The organism is Streptomyces sp. DT190 (genome assembly GCF_049846985.1).
Lineage (GTDB): Bacteria > Actinomycetota > Actinomycetes > Streptomycetales > Streptomycetaceae > Streptomyces.
Genome location: NZ_JBNCNM010000024.1, coordinates 89976 through 116075, shown reverse-complemented (window position 1 = coordinate 116075; position 26100 = coordinate 89976). Strand labels below are relative to the sequence as shown.

Below are 26100 nucleotides of genomic sequence, written 5' to 3'. Positions count from 1 at the left end.
CGGACGCGTTAGCGAAAGAAGGCGGTAATGCAGCAGATCTTCAACGGGGTACCGGCAGGCACGCTTCAGAACGTCACCTGGGTCAAGAGCCGACGCAGCGCGATGGAGGGCAACTGTGTGGAGATGGCCGCTCTGCCTGACGGGGCGGTGGCCGTACGCAACTCGCGCGAGCCTGAAGGGCCTGCGCTGATCTACACCCGCGACGAGATCGTCGCATTCCTCGCCGGGGCGCGGGAAGGCGACTTCGACGCTCTGGTCGAATAGCGCCCTAACGAGACATAACGCTCTCGGCACGCACTGCGGGCTCCATGGTGGGAAACTGGCCTTCATTTCATGGTCCCCTGCAGGAGCCCGCATGTCCGCTGCCGAGCCGAATCGGTTGCCCAAGCTGGAGCGTTACCTTTCCGCCCCCCGGCACAATCCCACGGCGCTGCACTTGATACTTGCGGCCCAGCTGCGTCGGTTGCGTCTGGCGGCGGGGCTGAGCCCGATAGAGGCAAGTGATGCACTGCGGTGCTCCGATTCGAAGATCAGTCGTCTTGAGCGAGGTGAGGTTCAGCTCAAGGAGCGGGACGTCGCTGATCTCTTGCGGCTCTACGGCCTGGGAGCGGAGGATGCCGCAGAGTTCCTCGCGCTGGTGCGCCGCTCCAAGGAGACTGGCTGGTGGCACCAGTTCGGCGATGTGCTTCCCAAGTGGTTCGACAAGTTCATCGGGCTGCAGGAGGCGGCATCCGTCATCCGCACCTATGAGGTGCTGCTGGTGCCGGGGCTGCTGCAGACGCCGGAGTATGCGCGGGCCGTGGCGGCCGCGGACCGTCAGCCGGCTGAGGACCGGAAGGTCGCCGAGCGGAGGGCCGAGCTGCGCCTGGCACGGCAGGAACTGCTGGACTACCCCGATGCCCCGAAGCTGTGGGTGGTGCTGGAGGAGGCGGTGCTGCATCGCCAGGTGGCCGCTCGTGAGGTGATGTGCGGGCAGTTGCACCACTTGGTCGAGGCCGCGCAGCGGCCCAACATCCGCGTGCAGATCATTCCATTCACGGCTCCGCAGTGTGTCACGTCGGGTTTTCCCATCACGCACCTGCGCTTCGATCCTCCTGAACTTCCGGAGATCGTGTATCTGGAGCACGTGCGCGATGCGGTCTACCTGGACAAAGCGGAGGAGACGGAGCAGTACCGGTCGATCCTCGACGGTCTGCTGAACGCGGCGGAGTGCCCGCAGGCCTCGTTGGAGCGGTTGCAGGACGCGGCGCGCCGCTACGGCTGAGCGAGGAGCCAACGGGTCATGGAACACAGCCGACTCCTCCGTATTCGATCCACTCCCGCGTGCGCGGCCGGGGGCCGAAGCGTGGATCGGCCCGCCATGCGGAGACGTCCACCAGACCGGGCTCGAGGAGGTCCAGGCCGGTGAAGAACCCGTCGACGTCCTCTGATCGGCGGACCGCTCCCCAGTTGCCGGCGGTGCTGTCCTGCATGAGGCCGGTGATGACGCGGCGGACCGTGGCGTCCTCGCTGACGGCTTGACTGGCCGCCAGGTAGCTACCGGAACACAAGCGGGATGTGATACGGCGAATCAGGTCGGCGGGAACGTCGTCGTCGGGGATGCAGTGCAGGACGGAAATGCACAGGGCCGCCACCGGTTCGTCCAGGTCGAACAGCTCAGCGAGCCGAGGGTTGTCCAGGATGGCGTCGGGCTGACGCAGGTCGGCCTGAATAACGGCCGTGTTGGCATTGTCTTCCAGCAGCGCCCGGCCGTAGGCCAGAACCATGGGGTCGTTGTCCACATAGATCACGCGGGCATCCGCATTGTAGCGCTTGGCCATTTCGTGGACATTGTCCCGAGTGGGCAGGCCTGCGCCGATGTCGAGGAATTGCCGCACCCCCTGTTCCAGCGCAAGGCAGTGGACGACGCGCTGGAGGAAGCGGCGGTTGTTGACGGCCAGAATCTGGGCGCTGGGAGCATACTCGAGCAGCCGCTCGCACGCTCGTCTGTCCGCGGGGTAGTTGTCTTTCCCGCCGAGGTAGTAGTTGTACATGCGGGCCACACTGGGCCGAGTGACGTCGATGATGTGAGAGAGCGGCGTGTGGCGATTCATCCGGCCCCTCACCGCCGCGTCAACGCGGCTCGCGGACAAGTGCAGAAGCCATCGTAGGGAAACGCCAGCGACCTGAGCCAGAACCCGGTGGAGGCGCCAGCCAGAGCAGTACAGTGGTAGGTCGTCCTGCCGTCTGCGGATGGTTGCGCACGGCGCCGGGCGGATCAGGCGTGCATGCGCAGAGCAGTCGGTTGTGAAGGCACTGTCCGCCTGGCCATAGTGCGGTGAGCCATCCGCAGCTGGCTGGCCACTACGGACTCCTCCACGCCTATCAGGTCGGCCGCTTGCCCGTCGCTGAGCGACAGGCGGTGGCGCAGAATAACGACGTCCGCCTGCAGGGGCGGCAGTAAACGGTAGACCGTGTTGCAGAGGGTCGCCGTTGCCTGACCGTGTAAGGCCTGCGCGATGAGGGAGCCGAGAATGTCCCACGCCTCTGCCGCGGGGCGGCGGCTGGCCAGCACGGTGGCCCAGTTGACGGCCACTCGGCCGAGCGCCGTCTCGACCAGTTCCCTGCTCAGGTCGGGATCGGCGACCCGGGCGCGGGTGTAGCGCAGGTAGTGGTCCTGGTACAGCAGGCAGAAGGCGATGTAGTCCATGGGCAGGCTGACGATCAGGCCCGATGTCCGGTCGGGTGGCTCCACGGCACACCGGCTCGGCCGGGGGCGGGAGGCAGTGGGCTTGCGTTGCGGGCCTGGCAGTTCGGCCATCGCAGTGCTCCTGATCGCTGAGCGGGACCGGTTCATGGGTGTCGTCTGTCCTGGTCCGGGTGAGTCTCGACGGTTTGGGCGGTGTTCTGATCCAACGCCGGGGGCATGGCGGCAGAGGCGTCTTCCTCGACCGGGTCGAGGAAGACGAGAAAGGCGTAGTGGACGGCCTCCCACAGCGGACGGACGTCTGCGGGGGTCCCGCCGACTGCGCGGACGAAGGCGACCGTGGTCCTCCAGTCAGGAACGACTCGCCCGGCGAGCATTTCCTTGACCATGGACTCGCTGAGTGCGCCGCCGCTGGTCTGGTGGACGCGCGCGGGCGAGGGTGAGGCTGCCGCCAGGTACAGGCCCCGCAGGGCTGCGTTCAGGCGGGCCACTGCGTCGGGCAGGGCCTGACGCGGTGGCGGGGTGAGGCCCTGGGCGTTTTCCCACAGCACAGCGAGGTCGTTCGCGTTCCCGCTGAAGAGGGTGGCGAGCGTCTCCACCACGGGCCAGGCCGGTACACGCTCCCCGGAGAGGATGCGTGAGATATAGGAGGCGGACAGCCCCGTCCTGTCGGCCACCTCCCGGATGGTCAGCTCGCTTCCGCGGTGCAGATGGGACAGTGCCGCCGCCAGTTTGCCGGAGGGGCGCTCGCCCGGCTGTCCGGGTTCCTGACCGTCCGGGCGGGGCTGAGCCGCATGCCCTGCGAGATCACGCTGGCGTGCCGTGGACCGCTCCGAAGCCCGGCGCTTCAGCCGGCGTCGCACGGTCTTTTCCGCCCACCGGGAGCGCGCCGTGGCGGGGCTGACTGCGGCGGCCTCGGCAACGGTGTCCCAACTGGCCCCCTTCAGGCGCGCGTCGTGCACCGCCGCGCACACGTAGTACTCCACTTCCCTGGTGAGCTCGGCTGCACGGCCCAGCAACACCGCCAGGTCCTGCTCGTCGTACTCGGCGGCCAGCAGCCCCTCCGCGAGCGCCTGCACCGACTCGGCGATGTTCCGGGCCAGCGGCAGTGGAGGGTCGGTGGTCTGCGCGGTGCTCACGGTGGTGCGACTGCGCTCGCGCTGGGCCCGCCGGCGGCAGGTGGCGGTGCAGTACTCCTGCTTTCGTCCCGGCTTGCCGGTCCGTTCAAAACGCTGCCTGCAGTGACGGCACTTGCCGTACAGGGGGCCGCTGCTCGGCATGGTTCCTCCCAGAACGCACGCGGGCGTTTCTCTCCGGTTCACCGCAGAACTTCAACGCCCCATGAAAGAGGAACAGGGGCGTCCGTACTGCGGCGTTCAGTGCGTCACGCCGTGCCCGCCGACGGCCCGGATGCTGCCGTCGGCGGGCACGCTCCTCTCAGCTGACGCGAATGCGCAGGTAGCGGAGGAAGGAGCGGCTGGCCGCGGCGCACGCCAGAGCCGTCGCCGCGGCGCCAGTGGGGGCCTGCCACGCCTCGGTCACAAGAATGATGGGCAGGATGACCAGTGCAATGAATGCGCTGAGCTGCAGCGTGCCAGCCCAGGCACTCACGATGCGGGTTTGGCCGCGCAGACTGCGCGGAATGTTAGCGTCGTAACCCGTTCCCAGCTGAAGCCAGTTGGAGGCGGGAAGTGGATCGTTCACGAAGGACCTCGCGTTTCTCGTGGTCGGTCAACACATATGAGGGACCCCGGAGTTGGTTGGTAGCCCGCCCGGGGTCTTCTCGTGTCAAAGGACGCTAGCGCCTCATCACGCCCTTCCGCCATCCGGTTGAGTTCATTAAGCAAAGCTTCGGCGCCCGGGAAGACGAATACGAAGTGGGTGCGGGCGCTCGCTAATCGAATGCAATTGCAGTGGACCCACCACCGGCATCCAAACGGTCACATCCGATCATGATGCGCCGGACAATCACCAACCAAGGGGCTGTTGCCCCACATCGTCGGCGAGTTCAAGACGCGGAGGCGTAATCGCATACGTTGCCAGGCCGGTTCTACCCCCCGGGCAACGCACGTCGATCCGCACTCTTTATGAGGTACACTCCCGCGCCCCTCTTTCACTCCGGCGCACTCATGGAGTGCCGTGCAGCTGCAAATGCACGCTGTTTCGGCGCGCAATAGTCCCGGGGGTTGCGTTGGCCCTGCCCTCGCAGGCACCAAGACAGGGACGTCGGGGCGATGAGCTCCTCGCGGGCCTCGAGCCCATGACGGTGGCCCCCCGTCGATGGCGTGCCAACCGCTGATCGGCGATTCGGCTCCGCCGTCACGGCGCGGCCACATGGTCGGCGCTCGCCGTGCCGGGGGTCCGGGAGTTGTAGCGTGCCCTCCCCGGGGTAGCAGCCTCATACTCAAGATCGCTGACGCCTGACCTCCAGTGGCACTAGCCACGGCTGGCATCGGGGCCGCCTACGGCCGCATGCCCGGGAGCCTGCCCAATCTCGGCCACATACAGATTCTTCTGTCACGTACACGACGCAATGTGGTTATGGTGTGACCGCTCGTGCGATGGATGTGGGTGGGGTTCACGGGGTCAAGGTGCCCTGTGCAGTGCTCTGGGGAGGGCGCATGCGGTCGCGGGTCGGGCTCTTCGGTGTGATCAGACGGGGTCGGCATCGGCTGGCGACGGTCGGTGTGCTCGTCCTGGCGCTGGCTGCGGGGACGGTGTCGGCTGAGGCCCTGCCGCCGGAGCCTCCGCCTGCCAAGATCACGCCGTCGGCGGACGCGACGTCTTCCCGGGACCAGGACCAGGCTCTGGCCGGGCCCGCAGCAGCGAAGCCGAAGGCAGCGGCAGCCGCCGAGCCCACGACGAACAACGCCGTCTACGCCTATGACGCGGCAGGACGATTAGTCGGTGTCACTGATCCGGGTGGTCAGACGGCGCGTTACCGCTACGACGAGGTCGGCAACCGGCTGGGCATCGACCGCTATGCCTCCAGCACGCTGTCGGTGCTGTCGGTCGTACCTGTCCGGGCAGCTCCCGGGGCGAAGGTCACGCTGTCTGGTACCGGCTTCTCCCCCACCGCTGCCGGCAACACCGTGACGATCGGTGGCAAGGCGGCGGCCGTCACCTCCGCCTCCGCCACCCGTCTCGTCGTCACGGTCCCGTCCGGGGCGGTCAATGGAAAGGTCACCGTGGCCGTGGGCGGTGCGTCCGCCGATGCGGCGGAGGCGTTCATCGTGGCGTCGTCCGGGCCGAGCGTTTCGAAGGTCGAGCCGGCCTCCGGCGCGCCCGGCAGCGAAGTCACCTTGTCCGGCGGCGGTTTCGCCTCGGCGGTCACCGACAACGTGGTGCGGTTCAACGGCCTGGTCGCCCAGGTGAAGAAGGCGTCCGGTTCCTCGTTGACCGTCGCGGTGCCGCCGCACGCCCGTACCGGGCGGGTGGAGGTGGACACTCCCACTGGTTCGGCAGCGGCACCGGGCGACTTCACCGTCACCGCCGATGGTGAGGGGGCCCTGTACGACACGACGATGCGGGCCTCGTTCACGGATGCGGACCCCTCGCAGGTGGCGGTGGTGACGGCCGAGCACAAGGCGCGGATCCTGTTCGACGCCGAGCGGGGAGATGCGGTCGGGTTCGGTCTGCAGGGAGCCTCGTTCACCTCCCAGAGCTCGATCAGTCTCGTCTCGCCCCAGGGCACGACGGTAGCCTCCAGCAGTTTCGGCGGTACGGCGGCCGACTGGGAGGTCACCGGTCTGCCGGAGTCGGGGACCTACCAGTTCGTCATCGACCCGCGCTCCACCGACACCGGCTCGGTGGCCGTGATGCTGTCCAAGCCTGCCAGCGCGGCCGCGTCTTTCGATGGGCCGACGGTGTCCACGGCGTTGTCCCGGATCGGGCAGGACGGCAACTGGACGTTCACCGCGGCCAAGGGCGAGTCGCTGAGCGTCGGCGTGGACGCCACGGCGATGGGCGGCTACCTGCGCTGCTACGTTCACCGTCCGGACGGCACGCAGGGAGAGTATCTGCCCGTCCCCAACGGTGACAGCCACTCCCTGGACGTCGACTCGCTGCCGCAGAGCGGCCAGTACACGCTGCGCTGCGACCCCGATGGCGGCGGCACAGGAACGGTCAAGGTCTCCGTCTCCCATTACGTCCAGGGTGGGGCGCTCAGCCCGACCGGAGCGTCCCCGACTTTGAATATTGCCCGTCCCGGGCAGGACGGCATAGCCACCTTCACCGCGCAGGCCGGGGAGCATTTCAGCCTCGCTGCGACAGCGGCGACGATGCCGTCGTACGCGACCATCACGATCACCGGGCCGGACGGTAACTACGTCTCCAGCTTCACTGCAGCGCCCGGCCGCAACGCCGACTGGGACAGCGGCGCGCTATCCGCCGGCACCTACACGGTGCGTGTGGCGGACCGCAGGCTGGGCACCGGCAAGGTGACGCTGACCCTGTCCAAGCCGGCCGACGCAGGCGTGCTGGCGCGCGGCGGCGCTGCGGTGAAGGCGACGGCGGCCCGGCCGGGGCAGAACATCCATGCCTCGTTCACCGCCAAGGCGGGTGATGACCTGTCCCTGGACGTGGCAGCGAACACCTTCACCAGCAGCCTGTGGGCGGACGTCCTGGCCCCGTCCGGCACCGCGGTGGTCAGCTCCCGTCTGATCTCCGCCGGCGCCTCCGGCTCGATCACCCTGACCGACCTCGCCGAAGCCGGCACCTACAAGGTGCGGCTCAACCCCAGCAATGTGGGCACCGGCTCGCTCAACCTGAGCCTCAAAGCGGCGGCCGCGACGGCCAAGCGAGAAGTGTTCACCAAGGACGTTCCGCGAGTGTCGGTCAAGAGCGCCTGCCGCGCCGACCGACTGGCCCGCACCTTCCGTGCTCCTATGCCGGACTGGCTCGAGGTGCGGTCGGACCAGTGTGACCGGCTCGAGCAGCAGGCGAAGGCCAAGGCGAAGCAGGCGAAGCAGGCTGCCGGCATGGTGCCGAAGGGGCGCGATGCCTGGCGTCCAGGTACGCACAATCTCAAGGGCCGTGACTGGATTACCGGTCGGGGCGCCGGGCCGAAGGCCCCGGCCGCGCTGCGTGCCCCGCCCGGCAGCACGGCGATGACCGGGCACGTGCTGAAACTGGACGGCAAGCCGCTGCCCAAGGTGACCGTCCGCATCGGTTCGAAGACGACGAAGACCGACGGCCGGGGACGCTTCCTGCTGTCCGGCATCAGCCCCGAGGCCACCACCCTGGTCGTGGATGGAGCGAACGCGAACTCCAGCAAGCGCACCTACGGACGCTACGACATCCGCATCCGGCCGGTGGCGAACCGCAGCACGGATTTGGGCTTCCCCGTCTGGATGACGCCGCTGGACACCAAGCACACCGTCGCCTTCGACACCCCCGCCAAGACGGACGTCACCCTGACCACCCCGCAGATCCCCGGGCTCGAGGTGCGCATCCCCAAGGGCTCGGTGGTGCGCGACGAACACGGCAAGCCGGTCACCGAGCTGGGCATCACCGCGATCCCCGTCGACCGGCCCCCGTTCCCGCTGCCCGAGAACAGTGCCGTGCCGGTGTACTTCACCGTCCAGCCGGGCGGCACGTACCTGTTCCCCAAGGGCGCGCAGATCATCTACCCGAACTACACGCACGAGGCTCCCGGCACCCGTGTCGACTTCCTCGCCTACGATCCCGAGCGCAAGGGGTGGCACACCTACGGGCACGGCACTGTCACCCGCGACGGCAAGCAGGTCGTTCCTGACGCCAAGACGCGCGTGTGGGCCTTCCACGGCGCCATGCTCAGCATCTCCGACGTCATCCCCTTCGACCTCTCCGCCGTGGCGGACATCTTCGACTGGCTCTCCGGCGACCCAGTCGACTTGCAGACCGGCCTGCTCACCGACTCGCGCACGGACCTGGGCGTGTCCGGTCCGCTGGGCTCGGCCGAGGTCACCCGCACCTACTGGCAGGGCGACACCCGCCCCCGCGCCTTCGGTATCGGCCGCGACCTGTCCTACAACCTGTATCTGCACTCCAAACGCCTCTATACCGAGGTGGACTTGTACCTGCCGGGCGGAGAGAAGGTCCACTTCGTCCGCACCTCACCGGGGACCAGCTACGGTGACGCGGTCTTCGAACCCGAAGGCACCCCCACCGCCCTGAACGGCGCCAAGATCAAGCAGGAGTCGGGAGGCTGGCACTTACGGCTACGGGATGGCACCGACTACGTCTTCCCCTGGTACGGCCCGCTGAGAGAGATCCGCGACCGCCACGGCAACGCGGTGCGCATCACCCGCTCCAACGGCTCCAAGGGCGACATCACGTCCGTCATCGCCCCCGGGGGACGCTGGATCTCCTTCAGCTACGACAGCGCCCATCGCATCACCAAGGCGCAGGACAACACCGGCCGCAGCGCCTCGTACACCTACGACGAGGCGGGCCGACTCAAGACGGTCACCGACCCGGCGGGCAAGGCGAGTTCCTTCACCTACGACGGCACCTCTAACCGGATTGCGACCGCCACGGATGCCCGCGGCATCGTCTACATGACGAACACCTTCTACGCCGACGGCCGGGTCAAGAAGCAGACGCTGACCGAGGGGCAGGAGTACTCCTTCGCCTATACCCAGACCGGCACCGGCCAGATCACGGCCACGGAGGTCACCCAACCGGGTGGCTCGGTACGCCGGGTGGAGTTCGACAACAGTGGCTTCGCCGTCAACGACACCCAGGCGTACGGCACCACGCTTGCCCGTAAGACAGTTTACGAGCGCGGTACCAAGCACCGCATCGCCGCCGTCGTGGATCCCTACAGCCGCCGCACCGAACTGTCCTATGACGCGAACGGGCACATCACCTCGGCGCTCGAGCTGGCCGGCACGGCCGATGCCCGCTCCACGGGCAAGACGACCTTCGACGGCCCCTACGACCAGCCGACCCAAGCCGCCGACCCGCTGAAGAACGCCACCGTCTTCGGCTACAACACCGCCGGCGATCTCGAGACGGTCACCGACCCCGAAGGCCGCAAAACAGGTTTCACCTTCACCAGTGACGGCCAGGTCAAGACGGTCACCGACAACGCGAACACGACCACCGAATACACCTACCAGCACGGTGACCTGACCCAGGTCAAGGACGCCGAGGGCCGCATCACCCGTCATTTCACCGACGCCGCCGGCCGCATCAGCGCCCTCACCGACGAGGCAGGCTCGCAGACCGCGGTCCTGTTCGACGAACTCAACCAGCCGAGAGAGATCACCGACCCGCTGGGGCACACTACCGTTCTCGGCTACGACGAGAACGGCAACCTCACCACCCTGACCGACGCACGCCTGAACACCACCAAGTGGGACTACGACAACGCCGACCGCCCCAAAACAGCGACCGACCCACTGGGCGCGCAGGCACTGCTGGAATACAACGCGGCCGGGTTCCTGAAGAAGGTCACCAGCAGATCCGGCAAAACCGCCGTCGCCGAGTACGACCTGCTCGGCCGACCCAAGAACACAAAGTACGGCGTCGACGCCGTCGGCCAGGCCGAATCCACCGTCACCTACGACTACGACACCCGTGACCTGCTCAAGCAGATCACCGACAGCAAAGCCGGCAACCAGGCCTTCACCTACGACGTCCACGACCGCCTGGCCACCACCACCGGCCCCACCGGCAAGGTCACTTACGACTACGACGACGCCGACCGTCGCACCCTGATGACCGCGGCCGGAACCAGCACCACCTACGGCTACGACAAGTCCAGCATCCTCAAGTCGGTCAAAACCGGCGCCCAGGAAGTCGTCTTCGGCCTGGACGCAGTAGGCCGGGAGAAGACCGCCTCCCTGCCCGGCGGCATCACCCGCACCACCGGCTACGACACCACCGGCGTCATCAAGTCCATCGCCTACGCACAAGGCACCAAGGCCGTCGGCGACTTGACGTACGCCAGGGACGTCCGTGCCCTGCAGACCGGCCTGACCGGCTCCCTGACGAAGGTGGCCCTACCCGCCGCGGAGAGCGGCACGCAGTTCGATAAGGACAACCGCATCACCACCTACAACGGGCGCACCTTCACCTACGACGATGTCGGCCAGCTCAAGAACGACGGCCTGCGCACCTACACCTGGAACGCCCGCGGACAACTGACCGGCCTGGCCAAGGCAGGCACCGCCTCATCGTTCGGCTACGACCCCCTCGGCGGCCGCATCTCCAAGACGACCGGCACCGCCACCAGCCGGTACCTGACCGACGGCACCAACCCCCTGGTCGAGCAGAACAGCTCCGGTGGGACGACGGCAACGGTGGCCACCTCAGGCCTGGATGAGTTCCTCACCCGCGCCGAAAGCGGCAAGACGCAGGTCTACTTGACTGACGCGCTCGGCACCGTTGTCGGCCTGGCCAACACCGACGGCACCATCGCCACCACCTACGCCTACGACCCGAACGGCACCCCTGCCGCCACCGGCGCCACCAGCTCCAACCCCTACACCTTCACCGGCCGTGAAGACGACGGCACCGGCCTGCTCTACTACCGCAACCGCTACTACGACCCCCAGACCGGCCGCTTCATCTCCCAAGACCCCATCGGCCACGCCGGCGGCACCAACCTCTACCAGTACGCCCTGTCCTCCCCCACCACCTACACCGACCCCTCCGGCAACAACCCCCTCATCGCCGGCTGCATCGTCGGCGGCGTCGTCGACGGCGGACTCGACTGGCTCACCCAGCGCCTGTCCGGCCGCAAAGTCAACTGGGGCCAAGTCGGCCAATCCGCCGCCCTCGGCTGCCTCGGCGGCATGCTCGGTGCAGGACTCGCCGCTAAAACAGGTGCTCGCGTCGGCTGCGCCATCCCCAACAGCTTTACCGGTGACACCCCTGTCCTTATGGCCGATGGCACCCGCAAGCCCATCAAGGAAGTGCACATCGGCGACACCGTCATCGCCACCGACCCCGAAACCGGAGAGAGCGGACCCCGCAAGGTGACCGCGCTCATCAACGGCGAAGGCGACAAGCGACTCGTCGACATCACCCTCGACACCGACGGACTCACCAGCAACGAGAGCAGCAGGATCACTGCAACTGACGGCCACCCCTTCTGGGCCCCCGACCTCCATCTGTGGATAAGCGCCAGCGACCTCAAACAGGGGCAATGGATCCAAACCAGCACCGGTACATGGGTTCAGATCGCTTCCATACGCCACCGCACGCAGTCTGTCTCGGTTTACAACCTCACCGTCGACGACCTCCACACCTACTATGTGCTCGCGGGGCCGACTCCGGTTCTCGTACACAACTCAAACCCCGCTTGCGGAACCGCCGACCCCTTCGCCTTCAGGCGAACCGAGGCGCTTTCCGGAAAAGGCTCCATAAGGAACGTCGATTCACTGACGGCTTCAATGCGGGAAAACGGTTGGCAGGGCGACCCGATTTTGGTCGCGAAGATCGACGACCATCTCTACATCCTCAACGGCCACCACCGGGTTGCCGCTGCAAAAAGGGCAGGAATCGAGGTTCCATATAAAATCCTCCCGGACACCGAGATCCGGGCCACATACCCTGGAGGAGCCGATGACATCGCTACAGCATGGGCCGAGGTCGGACCAGACCGCCTCGTGAACAAGTACAGGAGGCCTGGGTACCGATGACCAGCGAGCCTGTGAGCGAAATTGAGGCGTACCTGAAGGCTCTGTCCCGGGTGCGTGGCACTGTTGAGCGCCACCACCCGGAAGCCCAGGACCTGATTGGCCTATTTCGTCTGCATCGATCGCGAGCCGTGGAAGAATCCGGATCCATTTTTGACATTGAATACACTTTTCACGGCTCTGGGTGCCTTTTCATCGACGCCAACGATGCAGAGATTGACGTTGATTTCCAGAATGGGCGAGAGATTTTCGACGCCTGGCGGGTCAGGCGGTTTTCTGCGAGTACCGGAATTGGGCTGCCGGCTAGCCTGGAGGACATTCTCAATGCGTGTCGCTTCTTGGTCGCTCAGGGGCGACTGTCAGAGCCGCGCACGGGATGGTTTTCCGTGGTCCCATAGTTCTGCCAGCAGCAGATTATACGTTATTTCCCTCCCCCCGGATGGGATGAGCCAGGTGGGAACGTGTGAGCGGGTCATCAACGAGGCGGCCCAAGGGATTCTCGGCTACGACGAATCTGTGGACTGGTTCTCTTCACTGGAGCCGATGGAGCAGCGAGCGGTTCTCCAAGAGGTGGTTCGCTACTCAATGCAAGCCCACGCCACCGCAGAGGACGGACGCCAAGGAGTCACACGGTCAGGCGTCAAACCGACCATGGCTCCAGCAGTCCTCATTGTTCGAGGGCCGGCCCTCGAACAAATGGGTAAAATTCTCAACCTTCCTCCGCGCGAGTATGTGCACTCCTTCCGTGTCCTTCTGTCAACTTTCACTGTCGCGGACACACGACGAAGGGAGACAGAGTGCCGAGAGTCCTGCAGTCACGCGTGGCACAACCTGTCATGATCGTCGGTATCCGCGGCGCCGGTGTGGCTGGTGCGATTGAAGGGAAGGGCCTTCATCTGTCGCTGTCACCCAGTCTTGTTCGACGGGGACGAGGGGCAAGGAACGGCGATACCTGGGCTCCGCTAGACCAGAAGGTGCTCTCGGACGATGACCAGTAGACGCAGACTCCTAGCCGCCTCGGCGGCCATGGCCGCAGGAGCCGGAAGTCTCACCGCTGTTGGCGCCACGGCCCTGCGCAACGGCTCATCCGAACGGCAGGAGAACGAACCAGCCCACCTGCGCGGAGCGGCGCCGCTGCCGTATGCGCAGTGCATCTCATTCGACCTCATCTTGGGCAGCGGACGCGCCGACGCGCTGCGCACCGCGCATCGCGCCATCATGGCGATCGACGGCGGTAGCGTTGCCGCCTGGCTGGCGCTTGGCGAAGGCGCCTTTCCCTCACACACGGACAGACCGCGTCACTTGAAAGCGATGCCATCGTTTGCGGGTGATGTACTGGACCCTGCCCAGTCACATGGCGACCTCTTACTCCACATCACAGGGTCCTCGGCCCGTGTCGTACGACATGCCGCCGAGCGGGCACTGCGCGCACTGTCACAACAGCAGGTGCGCTGGCGCGCGGACGGCACCCGACCGGAGAACCGCACCGAGGACGGCCGAGGTCTGTCCCGGAACCCGTTCCACTTCACCGAAGGACATGGAAACCCTGCCACGGCGGCCGAGATCACCGAACGCGCAACCGTCAGGACCGGTCAAGGTGAGCCGTCCTGGGCCGTCGGCGGCAGCTACCAGGTGATCCGGATCATCCGGCTCGCCACCGACTTTTGGGACCGGGACACCGTCCAGGAGCAGGAGCGCATCATCGGCCGGCGCAGGGAGGGCCGATGGCTGGACGGCACACCCAGCACTGAACGGGCCGTCTTCGCCGCCGATCCTCAGGGCAAGACCACTCCACTCGACGCACACGTACGCAGTGCAGCACCAGACCGGCGCAATCCTCCCCCGATGGTCCGGCGCAGCTACAACTACCACCGTGGCCCCGACGATCGAGGGCTGATCTTTTCCTGCTTCCAAAGCGATTTGGAGAAGGGCTTCGAGGCGGTACAGCACAGGCTCCAAGGCGAGGCCATGGCCAAATACACCCTCACTACGGGAGGCGGTTACTTCTTCGTCCCGCCACCGGGCGAGGCGTGGCTCCAGCGATTGGCGGAGAACTGACGCCTGGTCACTAGCGGTCCTTGTCGAGCATGTTGCCGCCGAACCACCGCATCAGCCCCGTCAAGCTCGCCATGCCTACCAGGCCGCACTCCACCTCGCGGGCCTCCTCATCTGGACCCGGCGCTAGCCAAAGAGGAAAGGACCTAGTCAGTCTGGGCTCCCGGGGGGTCGGCAGTCGAGGACCCGCGCGCGGACTAGGACATCGTGCCGTGCGGCCAGTTCCCTCTGGTCGTGCTCGATTTGCTGGCGGGTGTGGCTGGGCCGGCGGAGCTGGGAGACACCGTGAGGGATGCTCGCGCGGCGGCTGGCCCAACTTTGGCAGCGGTCGGTTGGCTGGAGCACGCGGTCTCCTTTCCCGAGTGAACGGCAGCGGTCGTTCACACATCAGCCAGCTGGGCTGCAGCGGCATCGTGCAGCGGCGGCCCCAGTGGTCTTTCGCACGGGAGGTCCGCCTCGTTGTCAGCGCCCCGCCCCGGCGGGACTTTCTGGTCCAGCTCGCCGCCATCTTGCAATGCACATCCCACAGGATGCAGATCAGCGCTCTGACACGGCCTTTCGTCCTGGGTGTTCTGCCGCTTGACGCGGGCGCCGGTGGCGGTCCAGGTCCGGGCACCGGCCAGGTGCTGTGCGGAATCAGCCGAGCGGGGGCCGGTGCCTGCCCCGTTCTCCCGTCGTTCCGCGGCGGCTTTCTGTCGCCAACCGCATGGCTGGTCATGTCGGTTGGCGTTTCCAGCGCATGTCGAGTGCTTCGAGTGCGTCGAGCTGTTCGCGGGTCAGGCGGAAGGGCCGCAACCTTTTGTCGGAGAGCCACTCCCCCAGGCGGAAGGCCCTGCCATGGTCCCAGACGACTTCGTCATAGGGGACGTTGAGGTGCTGGTGGGTGCGCCAGTAGGTGTGTGCGTAGCGCAGGCCGTGGGCGAAGGCGCGTTCGCTCTGGCTGCGTGGCGGGCGCAGGAGCAGGGCGAGTGGGTGGTGGAGCGGCAGGGCTCCGAGGAGGTTGTGCTGGGCGGAGCTGAGGCTGGGCAGGATTTGGAGTTGCTGGTCGAGCCATTGCTCCAGTGGTGGGTCGTCGCTGTCGGGTGCGAGGTCGGGGAATGTCAGTTCGCCGCGGCGGGCGGCGGCGAGAGCGCGTGCATAGATGCGCCGCCAGTAGCCGGTCTTGTCCCAGCCGGCGTTCCACCAGGGGTTGATCTCGGTGAGGGCCCGTTGGTAGACGTGGGGCAGCTGGCCTCGGCGGGCCTTGTTGCGGCAGGTGTTGACCCAGCGGCCGAAGTCCATACCCCTGAAGCGTTCCCCGGGTACGGGTGCGAGGTGGCCGTGCTGGGCGTGGTAGGCGCGGGCGATTTCCAGTCGGTGCTCGATGCTGGTGCGGGGGTGTTCCCAGATCATGCCCAGGGCATCGAGGGCTTCGATGCGTTCGGGTTTGAGGCTGTGGTTCATGCGCAGGGAGCGTTGGTTGCCCAGCCACCATCCGAGGTAGAAGCGGTCAGGGCCGCAGTAGCTGCTGGGGACCTTCAGATGTCCGTGCTTTTGTCGGTAGCGGCGGGCGCTTTCCAGGCCGAGTTCCCAGATGCTGTTGTGGGGGTCTTCGGCGTACAGGCTGAGCAGGGGGATGAGTTCGTCGGCGCGTTCGGGGTGCGCGACGGGGTGCTGGAGCTGGGCTGGGGTCGTGTGGCGGAGGTAGCGGACGCGGTGGAAGACGTGTTCGTCGTAGAGCTTGAGGGCGGACAGGACTTGTTGCAGCACGTAGAAGCGGGTGCCTTTGGCGGCGTCGGCGAGTTCTTGGCCAGGGGCCTTGTAGACGGGGATGATGATGTGGGCGATCTTCCCGGTGCCGGGCAGGGGACGCAGGGCCCGGCCCACCGCCTGGACGATCTGGTAGGTGCTGGTCTTGGGGCTGGTGAACAGGACGGAGTCGATTGCGGGTACGTCGACTCCCTCGGCGAAGATCATGCAGTTGGTCAGGACGGCTCGCAGCGGCTTCTTGTCGCTTGAGGTGAGTGGGGCCTGTTTGAAGGCGCTGACTTCGGCGAGCCGCTCGAAGCGGCTTTGGGCGGAGTTCACGGTGCCGATCTGGAGAGGGCCCTGCATCCGCTTGGGCATCAGGGCGGCCGTGTCGTGGAGGGTTTCGGCGAAGACGTCGGCGACTTTGATGCGGGGGCAGAAGACCAGTACGCGTCGCAGGTCGTAGTCGTGCAGGGCGCGTAGCAGGGCGACCTGAGCGGCGGCCATGCGCAGCCCTTCGGAGTCGTAGGCGAACAGCGGGTTCTGGTTGAGGATGGTGCGTACTTCGTCGTGTTCCACCTCGATGGCGACGATGCGGTAGTCGGCGAGCAGGCCTTGCTCGATGGCGTCGGCCATGGAGAGGCGGAAGAGGACCGGCCCGTACAGGCTCAGGTCGTCCATCGAGGCGACTTCGACTTCGATGGGAAGGTCGCCGCCGTTTGTGGGTTTGAAGCTGCGGGGGGTGGCGGTGACGTAGAGCCGGTGGTGGGCGAAGATCTGGTGGCTGTCCAGAAGCCGCGCCCAGGGCTTGTGGAGGTTGCCGGCGGTGCGGTGGGCCTCGTCGCAGATAAGGACGTCCCAGGGCGGCATGTGGAACAGCCGGTGGGCGTCGGCGATCTTTCCCAGTGAGTGATAGGTGGCGAAGACGCTGACGGGGCCGTCGGCCTGGGAGACTTCCGCGGCGAGGGTGGCGGCGTCGGTGACGGGGGTGAGGATGCCGCGCAGGCCGGGGTCCCTAGGCAGTTTCGGGTCGCCGCTGAGCGCCAGGTAGCGGCCGGGGCGGCCTTCTTGGTGCCAGATTCGCGCGGTCTGCTCGAGCAGTTCCAGGGTCGGCACGATGACCACGGACACGCCGGCGGGGGCCATGTGGTTCACGATGTGCAGGGCGATGAAGGTCTTGCCGCTGCCGCAGGGCGCGTCGATGCGGCCGCGGGGCGCACCGAGGACGAACTCGGTGACGCAGTTGTCAACTGCCTGGCGCTGGAACGGGCGCAGCGGTGTGCGCAGTCGGGGTAACTGGGGCATGGACGTGCTCCTTTCGTCCTGAGGCAGCCAGGGCTCACGTCGAGCGTGGAAAGCGGCTCTGACTCCCGGGGCACGCGGACGCCTGGGATTCACCTGAACGGATGACATGCGCTTGCGCTCAGGTGCTGTCTGGGCTGGGATGCGGAGGCTTCACCGCGCGCGTTGACTGGCCGGGGTCAGGGTGTGGTCGGCCTGCGGTGCGTGGCGGTGCCCGTCGGGTGAGTGGGGGCGTGGTGGCAGACAGCGCAGGCGTGTGGGGGCCACGCCGCGGGCTCAAGGTCCCCTGGCGGCACTTGGCCGGCGAGTCGGTGGGTTCCTTCGTCAATCGCCTGGCCCATGCGAACGGCCTGGAGCTCGGGGATTTGCTGAGCCGTGTGGGCGATGGCCCTCAGCCGGTCAATCCTCGTCTGCCGGCGCTGGCGGAGTTGCAGGTCAACCGGGCGGCTCTGGATCATCTGGCGGTGCTGTCCGGTCGGACGCCGGGCCAGCTGCAGCTGGCCCTGTCCCACCTTGGAGACCGGTTCCTGTTGCCGGGGGACGGTCCGGCGTGCTGGAAGTGGCCGTTCAGGGTGCAGGATGGGCACTTGGTGCGGTGCTGTGATCTGTGCGCTCGTGCGCGGGGCGTGGATGAGGCGGCGTGGCTGGTGTGGCCGGATCGGTGGCGGGTTTGCCTGCGTCATCGGCGGTTCACGGACGCCGACCGAGGCCGGGGCCCTGCTTCGGTGCAGCTGGAGACGCTTCCCGAGGTGATGCGTGCACACGCCGAACGACTGCGGCTGGAGAGCCGCTTCGGTGCGGCCGGGGCCGAGCTGTTCGCCGACGCCTTCCAGCTCGTCAAAGGCTGGTGGGAGCGCACGCCGGATGTGTGGAGCTGGACGCAGCGGGCCTGGGGGGTGGGCCTGGAGGCGCGGGAGCTGCGCACCGCGCCGCTGGTGATCTATCCGGAGGCCGTTCAGCTGGCGCGGGAGATGCTGCGTTATGAGCAGCAGGCTGAGCGCACACAAAGTGCGCGGGTGAGCTGGCTGGAGGAGGTGCAGCAGTTGGTGGATGGCTGGGGGCTGGAGGGGCTGGAGGGCTGGGGTGAGTTGGTGCGGTGGTTGGACCACCACAGTCGGCCCGCTCCGGCCGCAGCGGGCCGCGGCTGGCGGCGTGGGCGGCGTGGGCGGGTGCTCGCCGTGGGCCACAGCCGGCTCGCCGAGCCGTCCGGTTCGCTGAGCGATCGTTCCTGCATGGGGTGACAACTGTCCTTTGTGCGAAGCGGGTTGTTGCCGATGTGTGGACAGCAGGCCCACATCTCTCGTCAAGGGGGTGCCACCCGTTCGAGTGACACCCCCTTTGGTGGTCTGACGGCTGCGGCTTCCGGGCGGTCAAGCTGACCTCACGGCCCGCTGCCGACGAAGACGTGGAGGGGGCAAGTGGCGGTGCGTGATGTAAGGGCGTGGCATCTCGACGGCAACGGGAAATTGGTGTGCGTCAGTCCCGAGGCACTGTGGGGGGTGGCGCTCGAGGAGCGTCAGCCGCCCACCGATCCGGTCGCCTACCACGGCCGGCAGGGCAAGCTCACCGACTGGTGGTCTGCGACCACGGGCACGCTGGTGGTGTGCGGGTCCAAGCGCCGCACGTATGTGGCCACCGAGCTGGACTTCGACCCTGCCGTCAGCCGGTTCGCCGGGGAGCCGGTCGAGCTGCACTGGGAGCAGGGCCGCATCCGGCACCGGTGGCGGCCGGACTTCATCACCCTGAGCCGTGACCGGACGCGGCAGGCCGTGATCCTCGCCCCCAACAAACTGGGCCCGCAGTGGCACGAACGTCTGGCCGCCCTGCGCGAGGTCGCCGGGCAGGCCGGCTGGCGGGTACAGATGCGGGCGGTGCCACACGGGATACGGCGGGACAACCTGCTGCTGGTGGCGGACTACCGGCAGCTGGCTGTCTGCGACGACGGGCACGAACGGGCCCTGCTGGCTGCGTTTCGTCGGCCGCGCCCGCTCCATGAGGGCATCGCCGCCAGCGGCGTTCCCGACCTGCTGGGCTTCGACCACGTCTACCGGCTGATCTGGCGCCGGCGCCTGCACATCGACTGGGACCGGCCACTGCTGCCCACCTCCGCGGCCTGGACCGCGAAGGGGCGGCGATGACGGACACGGTTCCGGGCTGGTTCGAGACCGACCGCGTCTGCCTCGGGGCCCGAGTCCGCTGGCACGGCACGATATTTGAGGTCAGCGCGTTCAAGGGCCGGCAGATCACGCTGCGGCCGCTGTCCGGTGGCGACGCTCCGGTGGACACCCTGTGGCGGGAAGTGGAAAGCGCCCCGGACTTCGCCGTCCTCGACGACACCGAACACGACGTCGCCCGCACCCAGTTGCCGCCGCTGGGCGAACTTCTGGAGGGTGTCACCCCAGCCGAGCGTGAGAAGGCCCGATGGTGGCACGAGCATATGAAGGAGCTGCAGACCGGGCTGCTCCCCGGGCGCAGCGTGCCCCGTCCCGGCTACGCCCCGGACACCACCACCTTCGAGCAGCGGTGCCGGACCAAGTCGGCCGAACTGGCCGCCGCCGGGCTCACGTTCAGCCCACGGGCACTGGACGATCGGCGCCGCAAGTGGAAGGCCGCCGACGAGAATCCGCTGGTGTTGCTGCATGACGGCCGCAGGACGCGCACGCCGGACCCGGGCGGGCGCACCGACAAGCGGGTCATTGCCGCGATGCACGAGGTCACCGCCCGCCACGCACGCGAGTCCGGCGGGCGCGTGAATCGCGTGTACGAGGACGTCGAAACCCTCGTCCGCCAGCGTTACCGCCGCGAACTGGAAGATCCCAAGGAGGCGGAGCGGCTGCTGCTGCCCCGCTCGACCTTCTATACCCGGATGAAGGAGCTCGGCCTGACCGAGCGGTTGAAGCAGACCACCCGCCGGCGCTCCCGCGAGGCCAGCAAGCCGCTGCCCCCGTACACGCCGACGGTGGCGCTGCGGCCGGGGCAGCTGGTTCAGATCGACACGTCTCCGCTGAAGATCAAGGTGATCGGGGACGACGGCCGCGCCGTCTCTGCCGAACTGACCGCCGCGATCGATGTCGCCACCCGCTCTTGCATGGCCCTCATGATCGTTCCGGTCGTGACCGGGGACGGTCCGCCCGGCAAGCGCATCGGCGGCCGTGCGACCAAGGCCTTTGACCTGGTGCTGCTGCTGGCGCAGTGCTTCGCCCCGCTGTCCATGCGGCCCGGCTGGGACCCGCTCACCGCGGCCCGCGAGTCGGCCCTGCCCTACGACCGGCTCTGCGCGGCCGACGCCCGCTTCGCCGAGGCCGTCGCGGCGCGCCCGGTGATCCACCCGCGGACCATCGTCATCGACCAGGGCAGCCCTTATGTGAGCGACCACTTCAAGATGGTGTGCAGCTTCATGGGCATCAGCCTTGAATACGCCCGCAAGGACACGCCCACCGACAAACCGCTGGCCGAGGCCTTCTTCCACAGCATCGGCGACACGTTCAGCCAGTTCGTCAAGGGCTGGACGGGCCGCAGCTTCGACCAACGCGGCTATGGCATCGAACGCCAGCGCCTGTTCAGCATCAATCAGATGCAGGCCGCGGCCGAGGAATGGGTGGCACTGGACTACCAGCAGCAGCCGCACGAGGGGCTGCGCAGCCCGCTGTATCCGGGGATGGTGCTGTCCCCGAACCAGATGTACGACCATCTGGTGGCCGGCTACGGCTACCGGCCGCGGCAGCTGACGGCCGAGGACAACCGGAAGCTGCTGGTGCCGGCCTGGGTGAAGGTCACCGACAAGGGCGTCCAGATCGAGAACCGCACCTACCGGTCCCGGGACCCGCGGCTGCGGGAACTGAAGGGCCTCGACTCCGGGATCACGCGGAAGAACGGTCGGTGGGAGGCCCGATATGACCCTTACCATCCCGACGTCGCCTGGCTGTACGACCACCGTCTGGCCGGTCAGTGGATCCCGGTGGAGTTCATCTACCGACACCTGCTGGCCGAGCATCTGTGGACGCACTACCACTGGCAGGACGCCGCCGAGGAACTCGCACTGGGCGGCGGCAGCCGCGAAGACGAGGTCGCCATCGCCCTGGCCGTGAAGAGGCGCCGCCGACGCACGCGCAGCGGGCCGACCGTCCGGCAGACGGCCGAACCTCGCCTGCCGTTCCGCGGGTTGATCCGCCTGGACACCGGCGACGTTGAAACCGGCAATGGCGCACCGGTCACGCCACTGGACCCCGACACCGTTCCCGCAGCCCCGTCACTGCCCATGCCAGGCCGGGACATCGACGACGGCCGGTACACCCTGCCCCGGCTGGCCCCGCCCGACCTGGAGCCCGACACGCCGCCGGCGGATGCCCCTCCGCCCGCATGAAGCTGCGTTCCCTACCGAGGAGAGCCGTATGAAAACGACCGTGTCAGCTCCCGCCGTCGCCAGGGCCGAGGTGGCGCGCATGGTGCGAACGACACCGGTGCTGCCCGCCTGGATCTTCACCTCTGAGGGATGGAACCGGTATGTGCGCACCGAGTTCAAGCCTCCCAGCCTTGAGGACTGCGCGCCGGCGGGGACGGAGCTGACCGATCTGGACGACGATCCGCGGCTGGCCTATCACCGCCATCTACTGATGGTCAGCACCCCGTTCGTGGAGGACTGTCTGCTGCAGGCCCGCCGTACCTTCGGCATCAACGGCAACCGGTACGAAGGCCTGCTGGACATGGTGATCGACGGCCCGGCCGGCACCGGCAAGACTTTCCTGCTGCGGGCCATCGGCCGGGACTTTCAACAGCGGATCGAAAAACACTTCACCGACCGGATCCCGGTCGTACACATCACCGCGCCCCACGAACCGGAGAACAAGCTCAACTGGGTATGGGATATCGCCTCTTTCCTGGCCCTGACCCCCGAGCCCAAGAACGAGGCAGATGCCCGGCAGCCACGCCGCCCCGACCTGACCCTGGCCGCGCACACTCTCATGGAGCGGTTGCAGACCCGCATGCTGCTGGTCGACGACATCCAGCGGGTCTCCCCCGAACAGCTCGGCCCGCTCCTGCACTACTTCGACTACCTGCGCACCCGGCTGGGCATCGCCACCATTTTCTGCGGCACCGGCGCAGCCGACATCGTCCACGCCGCACGCACCACCATCGACCGCCGCAACGAGGCCCTGTGGAGCGCCCACCAGCGGTTACGCCCCGATGCCTCCAGCGCGCAGCTGAGGGAGGCGGTGGCCAGAGAGCACCAGGTCCGCAGCCTGCTGCCGGTCACGTGGGTGGACCCCCTGCCCTACAGCGACGACAACCAGGAAGCCCTTCTGACCGTTCTCAAGGGCTACGAAAAGAACCTGCGCATGCGCAAGCTGAGCGAGAACGTTCTCACCCGACACGCCGATTACCTGCATCAGCGGACCGGCGGCTACCTCCTCCACCTCTCGCAGCTCATCTGCCGGGCCGCCACCGACGCCATCCTCGACGGCACCGAGGACATCACCCGCGACCACCTGAGCGCCGTCCGGATCGGCCGGGAAGAGATCATGCCCTCGTACTGACCGCGGCCGCGAGCACCGAACGGGCGCCGCTACGCCCATCGAGACCTCCCGCACCAATTTCACCGCACGAAGAGCCCCCGCTGCGAACCCCACCACCCCCAGGACACTCGTATGAGCGCGGATCAGACCAGCATCCAGGACGTACACGTTCTGTGGCTGCAGACGCTGGACTTTCTCCACTACAACGCGCCCCAGGCATGGGCGGACATGCTGCAGAAGGAGGGCGTGAAATTCCTGATGCCGCCCGCCGTGGCGGCGCTGGAGCGGGCGCACGATCAGGCCACCGCCCTGGCCAACGCGGAAAGACGCCGGCTACGCAAGGCGGACTTGTTCTACATCACCCGGGAAGCCGCCGAGAGCGTCGCAGGGCTCAGGGGCGTCCCGTGCATCGCCGAGATCGCCAGCATCCTGCCCTCACCGTCCGGCCTGCTGGTGTGGGAGGAGCCTCCGGTATACATAGAGAAGGGTGTTGTGCTGCGGGCCGTCTCCTGGGGCCCCGCCCATGACGGCGGCACCTGGTGGTCGTGGTGGACGGACACAGCGGCCTGTGTCCGCGCAGGCCACGGCGGACCGACCATGCTCGCCGTCAACGGAGGGCTGACCTTTCACGAGGAGGTCCATACTGAGCCCGGCCATTGGCCTGTGCAGGCCGATGACCCTGCCCTGCCCGAGCACGCACATTTTCGTGCTCTGCTCTATGCGTGGATGGCGATCTCCTGCGGACTGCTGGTGTACCCCGAGTCCGAGGCCCCCAGCCAGGCCGTCTGTCGGCATTTGCGCTGCATGGGCCTGGAGTCCCGGCCTGTGCACCGTGTGATCCCTGCCAGCGGCGACCGGCCCGGTCTGGCGCAGATCCTGCGCCGCCAGCTCCAGCTGGACGGAATCGGGGCCGAGGGGCGGCCCTACCCGCGGCCTCTGCAGGAGGAGTTGGTGCCGTGGCACGTCTACCTGGCCGATCGCGGGCACTGCCTGATGGTGCAAATCCCTTCCCTGGAGGTGGGACAGACTGCAGTGCCGACCCTCGGCGCGGGAAGGAACGTCAGCAATCTCGTGTTCGCGCCGGTCAAGTCGGTGCTGCGCGAGAGCTGGCAGTTCAGCAACGGCTATCTGCAGTCTCCCCTGCGTTACGAGCCGGAATTCGGGCTCCTCACCGGCCCTGACGACGAGGAGTTCTGAATTCGGCACCCGGGCCGGTGCAGGCAAGCCCTACCATCACTTGTTGATCACCGCTGGGCAGGGTGGTGCCGGGGATGGGGGGCGAGCTGTGCATGTGTCCGAAGTGCTGGTGGAGCGGTTCCGGTCGTGCGAGCGGGTACAGCTCCCGCTTCGGCCGGAAGTGACGGTCCTCGTCGGGGAGAACAACGCGGGCAAGTCCAGCGTGATCGATGCGATACGCCTGCTCACGGACCCCCTGGACGGGCGACGCGTGCGATATTTCGAGGAAGCCGACGTCCTCAAGCCCTCCGCCACGCTGGGCGGCCCCAGCCTCCAGCTGGACGTAGCCGGTATCGGACCGGAGCAGAGCGGCGCGTATCTTGAGGCGCTGCTGCCCGAGGGGCCGCCCGAGTGCCGTACCGCGCGGTGGCAGGTGTCCTGGACACCACCGCAGACGGGCGGGCGACGCGGCAGCACCGTCTGGGCGCAGGGCGCGGGCCTTCCGGTCACGGGCGAACCGCCCGCTCGGGGTGGAGTGCGACATGTCTACCTGCCAGCGCTGCGTGATGCCGAGCGGGAGCTGGCCTCGGCCGGCGGTGACCGGGTGCGGATGATCCTTCGCGGGCTGCTGGGGGACGACGAGCAGGTCGATGCCTTCGTGGAACGGATCGGGACGGAGCTGAAGAAGGTGGCTTCGGACCCGGACGTGGTCAGGGTCAGCGAGAAGATCAACGAGCCTCTGCGGGACCTGACGGTCGGCGCGCATCCCCAGATGAGTGAACTGGCCCTGGCCGAGCCAACGTTCGCGTCGATCGCTCGGTCGCTGCGGGTGCTGTTGGGTGATGTCTCCGCGCAACCGTTTCCGTTGTCGGCGTCAGGGCTGGGCTACGCCAACACCCTGTTCATCGCCACGGTGATGGCGGAGTTGGACGCGGCGGCCGAGGCCGACCTGACCGTGCTGTTGGTCGAGGAGCCCGAGGCGCACCTGCATCCGCAGCTACAGACCTTGCTGCTGCGTTATCTGCAGCAGCGGGCGCGGGCCTCGCGGCGCAGGCCTGCCGGTGATCCGGCAGAGCCGGCCGGGCATCTGCAGGTGGTGGTGACCACTCACTCCCCCATCCTGTCGGCCGCAGCCAGCGTGGAGGACCTGGTGGTCATGGCGCGCTGCCCGGGCGAGCTGTCGGACGGCTGGCAGGCGCGGCCTTTGCCCATTCCCCGGCTGCAGTTGAGCCCGGACCGAGTGCGGCATCTGGACCGCTATCTGGACGCCACGAAGAGTGCCCTGCTGTTCGCCTCGCGGGCCATCCTGGTGGAGGGTATTTCCGAGCTTCTGCTGCTGCCGACGCTGGCCGAACGAGTCCTTGCCGCAGGCCCGGCAGCTGACACACCGGCGGCGCGGGAGGCGTTCGAGGCGGTGGAACGGTTCTTCGGCACTACCCGGGTGATCGTGGACGGTGTCGGGTTCGAGGTCTATCTGCGGGTGCTGCTGGCGCCCGTAGACGGCATCTGCCTGGGACGGCGGGTGGCGCTGATCACCGACACGGACGTGGCACCCGGGGAGCCGGAACCGGACCGTCTTCAGAAACTGCGGGAACTGCCCCGCCGCTGGGGTTCTCCCGGCGCGCTGCACCTGGCCGCGGCGCCTCGGACGCTGGAGCCGGCCCTGTGGTCGGAGAACAACATCAGCGCCCTGCGGGCGGCGTTCCTGCGCTGCGCGCCGCGCTCGAAGAAGCGCTGGGAGCAGGTCGCCCAAGCGGACGATCCCGCTCGGGCATTCGGGGAGCTGTTCGTCCCGAAGGCCAGCCGGAGCGTTACCGGAGCGGACGGAGAGCTCGCGGCGGGGACCCCCATCTCCAAGGGGGAGTTCGCACAGGAACTCGCCGACGTGCTGGACGACCGGGAGGTGGCGTTCACCGTGCCCACCTACCTCGCAGACGCCATCCGCTTCATCACCGCTTCTGACGCCAGCACCCCTGCGGTGAGCGCGCCATGACAACCCCGAAGCCAGCCT

The 26100-nt window shown here is 67.6% G+C and carries 17 protein-coding genes; 12 read left to right on the top strand and 5 right to left on the bottom strand.

The window, feature by feature from the left end:
* The first annotated feature begins 27 nt into the window (after positions 1-27).
* Together ACPXCS_RS32190 and ACPXCS_RS32185 are read left to right on the top strand one after the other, a co-directional pair.
* Positions 28-264 carry a DUF397 domain-containing protein gene (locus ACPXCS_RS32190; protein ID WP_425950862.1) on the top strand — a complete coding sequence of 79 codons (237 nt, stop codon included), beginning with the start codon at positions 28-30 and terminating at the stop codon, positions 262-264.
* 91 nt (positions 265-355) lie between these two features.
* Positions 356-1264 (top strand): helix-turn-helix domain-containing protein, encoded by a 909-nt coding sequence (locus ACPXCS_RS32185; protein WP_397621458.1) that lies wholly within the window; start codon positions 356-358, stop codon positions 1262-1264.
* 16 nt (positions 1265-1280) lie between these two features.
* Here ACPXCS_RS32185 and ACPXCS_RS32180 read toward each other — a convergent pair whose 3' ends face one another.
* From ACPXCS_RS32180 to ACPXCS_RS32165, 4 genes are all read right to left on the bottom strand, one after another.
* Positions 1281-2093, bottom strand: coding sequence for an SAM-dependent methyltransferase (locus ACPXCS_RS32180; RefSeq protein ID WP_425950863.1), 813 nt, complete (start codon positions 2091-2093; stop codon positions 1281-1283).
* Positions 2094-2257: 164 nt separating this feature from the next.
* The gene (locus tag ACPXCS_RS32175; RefSeq protein WP_425950864.1) at positions 2258-2689 is read right to left on the bottom strand and encodes a hypothetical protein; all 432 of its coding nucleotides are present in this window, start codon (positions 2687-2689) and stop codon (positions 2258-2260) included.
* 143 nt (positions 2690-2832) lie between these two features.
* Positions 2833-3966, bottom strand: coding sequence for a helix-turn-helix domain-containing protein (locus ACPXCS_RS32170; protein WP_425950865.1), 1134 nt, complete (start codon positions 3964-3966; stop codon positions 2833-2835).
* 157 nt (positions 3967-4123) lie between these two features.
* A complete protein-coding gene (locus ACPXCS_RS32165; protein ID WP_425950866.1) occupies positions 4124-4390 on the bottom strand; it encodes a hypothetical protein in 267 nt (88 codons plus the stop codon).
* A gap of 917 nt (positions 4391-5307) precedes the next feature.
* Between ACPXCS_RS32165 and ACPXCS_RS32160 the strand changes: the two genes are divergently transcribed.
* The 4 genes from ACPXCS_RS32160 (at position 5308) to ACPXCS_RS32145 (ending at position 14373) form a co-directional block, all read left to right on the top strand.
* Entirely contained in the window at positions 5308-12318 is a 7011-nt protein-coding gene (locus tag ACPXCS_RS32160) for an RHS repeat-associated core domain-containing protein (RefSeq protein WP_425971081.1), read from the top strand.
* Positions 12315-12713: a DUF6896 domain-containing protein gene (locus ACPXCS_RS32155; RefSeq protein WP_425950868.1), complete on the top strand. Its 399-nt coding sequence runs from the start codon at positions 12315-12317 to the stop codon at positions 12711-12713. Before ACPXCS_RS32160 ends, ACPXCS_RS32155 begins: the two co-directional genes overlap by 4 nt.
* Positions 12640-13155 (top strand): DUF5958 family protein, encoded by a 516-nt coding sequence (locus tag ACPXCS_RS32150; RefSeq protein WP_425971079.1) that lies wholly within the window; start codon positions 12640-12642, stop codon positions 13153-13155. The genes ACPXCS_RS32155 and ACPXCS_RS32150 overlap by 74 nt, the downstream gene beginning before the upstream one ends.
* 147 nt (positions 13156-13302) lie before the next feature.
* Positions 13303-14373: a Dyp-type peroxidase gene (locus tag ACPXCS_RS32145; RefSeq protein ID WP_425950870.1), complete on the top strand. Its 1071-nt coding sequence runs from the start codon at positions 13303-13305 to the stop codon at positions 14371-14373.
* A gap of 711 nt (positions 14374-15084) precedes the next feature.
* On the opposite strand, the gene ACPXCS_RS32140 is transcribed toward ACPXCS_RS32145, so the two are convergent.
* A complete protein-coding gene (locus tag ACPXCS_RS32140) occupies positions 15085-17403 on the bottom strand; it encodes a Helicase associated domain protein (RefSeq protein ID WP_425950871.1) in 2319 nt (772 codons plus the stop codon).
* Positions 17404-17696: 293 nt separating this feature from the next.
* Between ACPXCS_RS32140 and ACPXCS_RS32135 the strand changes: the two genes are divergently transcribed.
* The 6 genes from ACPXCS_RS32135 to ACPXCS_RS32110 all read left to right on the top strand — a co-directional run bounded on the left by ACPXCS_RS32135 (position 17697) and on the right by ACPXCS_RS32110 (position 26082).
* Positions 17697-18641 carry a TniQ family protein gene (locus ACPXCS_RS32135; RefSeq protein WP_425950872.1) on the top strand — a complete coding sequence of 315 codons (945 nt, stop codon included), beginning with the start codon at positions 17697-17699 and terminating at the stop codon, positions 18639-18641.
* Between the two features lie 183 nt (positions 18642-18824).
* A complete protein-coding gene (locus ACPXCS_RS32130) occupies positions 18825-19538 on the top strand; it encodes a TnsA-like heteromeric transposase endonuclease subunit (protein WP_425950873.1) in 714 nt (237 codons plus the stop codon).
* Complete coding sequence (locus tag ACPXCS_RS32125; RefSeq protein ID WP_425950874.1) at positions 19535-21763, top strand: transposase; 2229 nt, start codon at positions 19535-19537, stop codon at positions 21761-21763. The genes ACPXCS_RS32130 and ACPXCS_RS32125 overlap by 4 nt, the downstream gene beginning before the upstream one ends.
* A gap of 28 nt (positions 21764-21791) precedes the next feature.
* The gene (locus tag ACPXCS_RS32120; protein ID WP_425950875.1) at positions 21792-22934 is read left to right on the top strand and encodes an ATP-binding protein; all 1143 of its coding nucleotides are present in this window, start codon (positions 21792-21794) and stop codon (positions 22932-22934) included.
* A 111-nt stretch (positions 22935-23045) separates the two neighbouring features.
* Complete coding sequence (locus tag ACPXCS_RS32115) at positions 23046-24110, top strand: hypothetical protein (protein WP_425950876.1); 1065 nt, start codon at positions 23046-23048, stop codon at positions 24108-24110.
* Positions 24111-24204: 94 nt separating this feature from the next.
* Positions 24205-26082, top strand: coding sequence for an ATP-dependent nuclease (locus tag ACPXCS_RS32110; RefSeq protein ID WP_425950877.1), 1878 nt, complete (start codon positions 24205-24207; stop codon positions 26080-26082).
* Positions 26083-26100: the final 18 nt, after the last annotated feature.